Annotated in this window: 7 protein-coding genes; 1 reads left to right on the forward strand and 6 read right to left on the reverse strand. The window is 64.3% G+C overall.

Annotated elements, in window-relative coordinates:
* Positions 1-126: 126 nt before the first annotated feature.
* The 6 genes from Q4E95_RS00695 to rpsB all read right to left on the reverse strand — a co-directional run bounded on the left by Q4E95_RS00695 (position 127) and on the right by rpsB (position 5,336).
* Positions 127-843 (reverse strand): DivIVA domain-containing protein, encoded by a 717-nt coding sequence (locus tag Q4E95_RS00695; RefSeq protein ID WP_303381499.1) that lies wholly within the window; start codon positions 841-843, stop codon positions 127-129.
* Positions 844-909: 66 nt separating this feature from the next.
* Positions 910-1,815: a phosphatidate cytidylyltransferase gene (locus Q4E95_RS00700; RefSeq protein WP_303381500.1), complete on the reverse strand. Its 906-nt coding sequence runs from the start codon at positions 1,813-1,815 to the stop codon at positions 910-912.
* 83 nt (positions 1,816-1,898) lie between these two features.
* Positions 1,899-2,456: a ribosome recycling factor gene (gene frr, locus Q4E95_RS00705; protein ID WP_190781644.1), complete on the reverse strand. Its 558-nt coding sequence runs from the start codon at positions 2,454-2,456 to the stop codon at positions 1,899-1,901.
* A gap of 90 nt (positions 2,457-2,546) precedes the next feature.
* On the reverse strand, positions 2,547-3,320 hold the full coding sequence (gene pyrH / locus Q4E95_RS00710; RefSeq protein WP_303381501.1) for a UMP kinase: 774 nt from the start codon (positions 3,318-3,320) through the stop codon (positions 2,547-2,549).
* Between the two features lie 171 nt (positions 3,321-3,491).
* Positions 3,492-4,322, reverse strand: coding sequence for a translation elongation factor Ts (tsf, locus tag Q4E95_RS00715; protein ID WP_303381502.1), 831 nt, complete (start codon positions 4,320-4,322; stop codon positions 3,492-3,494).
* Between the two features lie 114 nt (positions 4,323-4,436).
* A complete protein-coding gene (gene rpsB / locus Q4E95_RS00720; protein ID WP_303381503.1) occupies positions 4,437-5,336 on the reverse strand; it encodes a 30S ribosomal protein S2 in 900 nt (299 codons plus the stop codon).
* A 342-nt stretch (positions 5,337-5,678) separates the two neighbouring features.
* Here rpsB and Q4E95_RS00725 point away from each other — a divergent pair, with 342 nt between their 5' ends.
* Complete coding sequence (locus Q4E95_RS00725) at positions 5,679-6,251, forward strand: M23 family metallopeptidase (RefSeq protein WP_303381504.1); 573 nt, start codon at positions 5,679-5,681, stop codon at positions 6,249-6,251.
* Positions 6,252-6,321 lie beyond the last annotated feature (70 nt).

Here is a 6,321-nt window from a genome sequence, read left to right on the forward strand (position 1 = left end):
CCACGTTAAGCTCTTTGTATCCATAAACACAACAGCAACGCGCAAAAAGTCGAAAAAGCGGGCCTAACTCGCGAAAGGTTCGCTAGTTAGGCCCGCTTTGTATACAAACATGCTGAAGCCTGGGAATCAGCGCAATGCCAGGATCAGCTCTACCACCCGGTCCAGGAACGCATCGACCTGCTGCTCCTCGTAGCAGCGCTGAGCCTGCGCCTGGCGGAACACCGCCGTGCGAACGAGCGAAGGATCCAGATCCTCATCGGAACGGAAGTGCTCCGTGATCCGGTCACACAGCACGTCCACGTCCGCCACCGAATAGCCCAATTGTTTGCGCTGTGAGGGTTGGCGGAAACGTTCGCCGTGGGGGCGGTTCAACCGTCCGAGCAGTGTCTGCCCCAGCAGCTCAAGGTGCTCCTCCCAGCGCTCCGGTCCGTGTTCGTGAATGAACGCTTCCCGCTCGCGATCCGCCAGCTGGTCCTCGAGCTCGTCCAGGCGGGCATCCACGGGCGCTGACTCGTAACCACCCTGGACGCGGTCGAAGACGCGTTCCCGCACCTGTCTGCTGCCGACGCCCGGGGCGGACCGGAGGTCGCCGGCGGTGGTGACCAGAACGGCGTCGACCCGGTCCAGGAAATCGTCCACCTCCGCGGGGTCGTAACCCCATCGTTCCTCGGTGACCCTGGAGAACTTCCGCCCGACACCGTGAGCGGCCGTCGCCTGGCCCGCGGTCTGTGGCGCGGGAGCATGCTGGCCGGGGGCCGACCGGGACCGGGTGTGGGTATCCAGGCCGTCGATCGTCCGGGTCGGCTGGTCCGCCGGGGAAGAACCAGAGGTGTTCTCGCTCATTGTGGTGTCTACCTTTCCAACAGCCGGAGCGGATCCGCCCCGCATCCCGCATCACCGGGTCATTGTCTACGCCAGGATGGCAAAAAGCTCGAAAAGCACGTATCCGGTGATTACCGCAAAGAGAATGGAATCGATCCGGTCCATGACGCCGCCGTGTCCGGGGAGCAAGGTGCCCATGTCCTTGATGCCCAGTTCGCGCTTGATCATCGACTCGGAAAAATCACCCAGCGTGGAGACGGCCACGATGGCCATGGCCAGGATCGCGCCCTGCCACCACGTGTCCCCCAGCAGGAACACGGAGCACAGAATGCCCACGATCACCGCGCCGCCCAGGGAACCCGCGAAACCCTCCCAGGACTTCTTGGGAGAGATCCTGGGTGCCATGGGATGTTTACCCCACACCACGCCCACCGCGTACCCGAAGGTGTCGGAGCTGACGGCCAGCAGCACGACGGTCAGGATTTTGAGGGGCCCGTCCTCCGAGTGGTACAGCAACAGGGCCGCGCTCAGCAGGAACGACGCCCAGACCAAGGCGAAGACCGACCCCATGATGGAGAGCACCATGCCCTCCTTGGGTCCGAAGGCCCGCCACACCACCACGAGGGTCACGGACAGCACCACGGCGAAGGACAGATACTGTGCTCCGCCTTGATAGGCCGCCAGCGGCATGAGCAGAGCGGCGATCACGGCAGGAATCCGGGGAATCCCGATCCCTCGGTAACTCAGCGATCGCGCGATTTCCCACACGCCGATTCCCGCGGCCGTGCCCGCCAGCAATGCGAGCACGAGGGGAAAGAGGAACAACCCCACCAGCAGCGTGACAATCAATACCACCGCAACGGCAATGGCCGCCGGAAGGTTGCGTCCGGCCTTGGACGGCGCACGATGTTCCTCGCTACGAGTCCACGGCCGCTTAATGACTTCCCTCAGGTTGCCCGTGTTGAGCAATTCGACCCGGGACTGTTTTGCCACCGGCTCACGCCGTCCATCCGCCTGTCCTTGGGAGGAGGCGGAGGAACGGTTGTCAGATCCCTTGGGAGCGTGCGCTGCTGCCATCAGACACCGAGCAGTTCGGATTCCTTGTTCTTGAACAATTCATCGATCTGGTCAATGTGCTTCTTGGTGGCGGCGTCGAGGTCCTTCTCACCGCGCTTGCCCTCGTCCTCGCCCACGTCGCCGTCCTTGATGGCCTTTTCCATGGCTTCCTTGGCGCTGCGGCGGATGTTACGCACCGACACGCGGCCCTCTTCGGCCTTGGTGGACACGATCTTCACGTACTCCTTGCGGCGCTCCTCGGTGAGCTCCGGCATGACCACGCGAATCACGTTGCCGTCGTTGGCGGGGTTGGCGCCGATGTCCGAGTCGCGCAGCGCCTTCTCGATGTCGTTGAGGGCGGAGCGGTCGTACGGGGTGATCAAGAGCGTGCGCGCCTCGGGCGTCTGAAAGGACGCCAACTGCTGCAGCGGTGTGGGCGTGCCGTAGTACTCGACCGTCAGGCTGGAGAACATGGCCGGGTTGGCACGGCCCGTGCGAACCGTGGAGAAGTCGGTCTTGGCCGCATCCACCGCTTTGGCCATCCGGGAAGTGGCATCGGAAAGGATGTCAGAAATCACGTGTATCGCTCCTTATGCGTGAAAAAGCCAGGGGTGCTGGCGGACGTGGTACTAACTTCCACTCTAGCCGTGTCCGCAAGAACGCACGATTCACGGGGTGACCAGCGTGCCGATCTGCTCGCCCAACACGGCTCGGGTGACATTGCCTTCGCCCTCCATACCGAATACGCGCATGGTCACGTTGTTGTCGCGGCACAGGCTGAAGGCGGTCTGGTCCATCACACGGATGTCACGGGCCAATGCCTCGTCGTACGTCAGCGCCGTCAAGCGTTCCGCCGAGGGGTCCTTACGGGGGTCTGCGGTGTAGACGCCGTCCACACCGTTCTTGGCCATCAAGACCTCCGTGGCGTGCACCTCCAGGGCGCGCTGGGCGGCCACGGTATCGGTCGAGAAATAGGGCAGACCGGCACCCGCCCCGAAAATGACCACGCGGTCCTTCTCCATGTGTCGGATCGCCCGGCGGGGGATGTACGTTTCGGCCACCTGTTCCATTTTGATGGCCGACTGCACGCGGGTGTCCACCCCGCACTGCTCCAGGAAGTCCTGGAGGGCCAGGCAGTTCATCACGGTGCCCAGCATGCCCATGTAGTCCGCGCGGGAGCGGTCCATGCCCGCCTGGGACAGTTCGGCGCCACGGAAGAAGTTGCCGCCGCCCACCACGATCGACGTTTCCACCTGACCGACGGTCGCGGCGATCTGCTCGGCGACCCGGCGGACCACGGTGGTGTCCAACCCCACCTGCCCGCCACCGAACACCTCGCCGGAGAGCTTCAACAGCACCCTGCGCCGCTTGGGCTCCACACGGGGATCCCGGCTCAACCGCACAGCCTCGTCGTGGAGTTCGGATTCGTTGGTGGTGGGCATGGATTCTCCCCAGGAAGACGACGGTCGAGGTGCGGGCCCACACGTGGCAGACCGCTTTACAGCTTACAGAAACGGCGGGGTGTCACCGATGACTCAGTGACACCCCGCCGAGGTGACCTCGCACGACGCCGCTCGCGAGCGGCGTCGGCGGAGGTTGTCTAACTAACCAGCTCAGGCACCCACGCGGAAACGTGCGAACGCGGTGGCGGTGGCGCCGGCCTCGGACAGCACCTGGCCCACGGACTTCTTGGAATCCTTGGCGAAGTCCTGGTCAACCAGAACAACATCCTTGTAGAAGCCCTTGAGACGACCCTGAACAATGTTCGGGATGATCTTGTCCGGCTTGCCCTCGTTGCGTGCGGTCTCTTCGGCCACGCGCTTCTCGTTCTCGACGGTCTCTTCCGGGACGTCGGACTCGTTGAGGAAGCTCGGGGACATGGCTGCGGTGTGAACGGCCACGTCGTGAGCGGCCTGCTCGGCGTCGCTACCGGACACGGCCAGCAGCACGCCGACCTGAGCCGGGAGATCCTTGGAGGTCTTGTGCAGGTACACGGCCACGTGATCGCCTTCAACGCGAGCCAGACGACGCACAACGACCTTCTCGCCCAGCAGCGCGCCGGTCTCGGTCACGAGCTCGGACACGGGCTTGCCCTCGGAATCAGCGGCGAGCAGACCTTCCAGATCCGTGGCGTCAGCGGCAACCGCCGCGTCCAGGACCTTGGCGCCGAACTCCACGAACGGGCTGGACTTGGCCACGAAGTCGGTCTCGGAGTTGAGCTCGACCATGTAGCCCACGTTGCCCTCGACGCGAGCAACAATGATGCCCTCGGCCGTGGAACGGCCCTCGCGCTTGGTGACGCCCTTGAGGCCCTTCACGCGGATGATTTCCTGGGCCTTCTGAGCGTCGCCATCGGCTTCGTCCAGGGCCTTCTTGACGTCGAGCATGCCGGCACCGGTGCGCTCGCGCAGTGCCTTGATGTCAGCAGCGGTGTAGTTCGCCATGTGAACTCCTCTGTTGTCGTTTGGAGTTGGCCGGGCGTGGGATACACGCCCGGCCAACGTCGGTGGCCATGATGGGCCACCCGAAAGAATGGAAGGTGAACGAAACTCGCGGCCTTACTCGGCTGCGGGGGTCTCTTCCTTCGGAGCCTCCTCGGGGGCAGCCTGGGTCTCGGCGACGGGTGCGGGCGCCTCGGCCTGCTCGGCGTTGTCCGCGGACTCGGTCTGCTCGGCGCCCTCGGCCTTGCCGGCCTCGTGCTGCTCGAGGAGCTCGCGCTCCCACTCGGCCATCGGCTCGTCGGTGGTGTTGCCACCGGACTTGCCGTTGTTGCGCTCAATGAGACCCTCGGCCACGGCGTCCGCAATCACGCGGGTCAGCAGCGAGACGGAACGAATGGCGTCGTCGTTACCGGGGATCGGGAAGGCAACCTCGTCCGGGTCGCAGTTGGTGTCCAGGATCGCGACGATCGGGATACCGAGCTTCTGCGCCTCGTCGACGGCAAGGTGTTCCTTCTTGGTGTCAACGATCCACACCAGCGAGGGGGCCTTGGTCAGGTTGCGGATACCACCCAGGGTGCGCTCCAGCTTTTCCTTCTCGCGGCGCAGCAGCAGCAGTTCCTTCTTGGTGTACTGCGAACCGGCGACGTCGTCGAAGTCGACCTCTTCCAGTTCCTTCATGCGATCGATGCGCTTGGAAACGGTGGAGAAGTTGGTGAGCATGCCACCCAACCAGCGGTGGTTCACGTAGGGCATGTTCACGCGGGTGGCCTGCTCGGCAATTGCTTCCTGAGCCTGCTTCTTGGTACCCACGAACAAGATGGTGCCACCGTGAGCCACTGTGTTCTTGACAGCTTCGTACGCGCGGTCAATGAAGCCCAGCGACTGCTGCAAGTCAATGATATAGATGCCATTGCGCTCGGTGAAGATGAAACGCTTCATCTTGGGGTTCCAACGGCGGGTCTGGTGGCCGAAGTGAACGCCGTTGTCGAGCATCTGGCGCATGGTTACGACGGGCATGTCGTCTCCTGTTAATTGCTGGCGGCCTTGGGGCGACCGCCATGGGTTTACGGTTATTGATCGATCGGGACGATCCCTGGCGCGATTCGTGACCCGGCCCTGCGGACCCGATCAACGCACTCCATCCGCAACGAGTTGCGGACCGAGGAGTGCGCACACACGTCAATGTGTTCCCTCACGCGCGAAGTCAATGTCGGCCCCACGGTCGCACCCGGGTCACGGGCATGATGAATGAGGGCAGTCGACACTGCAAGGATCAGACTACATCATGCGCGGTGCACCTCGCTCCACATCGGGTGGATCCGCCTGGTTCCGCATCGATTCCCGGGCCAGTCTGGCCTCATGAAGTCCGACGACGCCGCCCTCGCACCGTGTCCGCCCGCCAACCGTTCGGCGTTCGGTCACCGCGCCCGAGCGCTCACCATTCTTTCGGCCCTCTGCCTGTTCCTCGGGGGTGTCTTGGGCGGTGGCGTGCTCGGTCCACAACCGGCGCTGGCCGCCGGCGGGTGGACCTGGCCGGTCACACCCAAACCCGCGGTGACGCGGACATTCCAACCACCGGCACAGAAGTGGCTCTCCGGGCACCGCGGCGTGGACCTCGGGGCCGCGCCGGGAACGGAGGTCCGCTCCCCCGCTGCCGGCACGGTGTCGTTCACGGGAGTGGTGGTGGACCGGCCGGTCATTACCGTGGATCACGGTGCTGGGTTGAAGTCTTCCTTTGAACCCATTGATGCCACGGTGACACGGGGCCAGAGCGTGGCCCGCGGTCAAGTGATCGGCACCGTTGCCGCGGCCGGGCACTGCCCACCCGCCAACTGCGTGCACTGGGGTGTGCGCAGAGACGGCGACTACGTGAACCCGCTGCAGTTCGTTCAGGACATGCGCCCTTCGGTGCTGCTGCCGGTGCCGCAGTGAGCCTGACGACCCATTCGGTCCCACTCACTCACGTGGCGCCGTGACAGTGCGGCGTACGCCGTAGTTCGTG

Origin of the sequence: Kocuria sp., assembly GCF_030536815.1 — a bacterium.
In the GTDB taxonomy this organism is placed as follows: domain Bacteria; phylum Actinomycetota; class Actinomycetes; order Actinomycetales; family Micrococcaceae; genus Kocuria; species Kocuria gwangalliensis.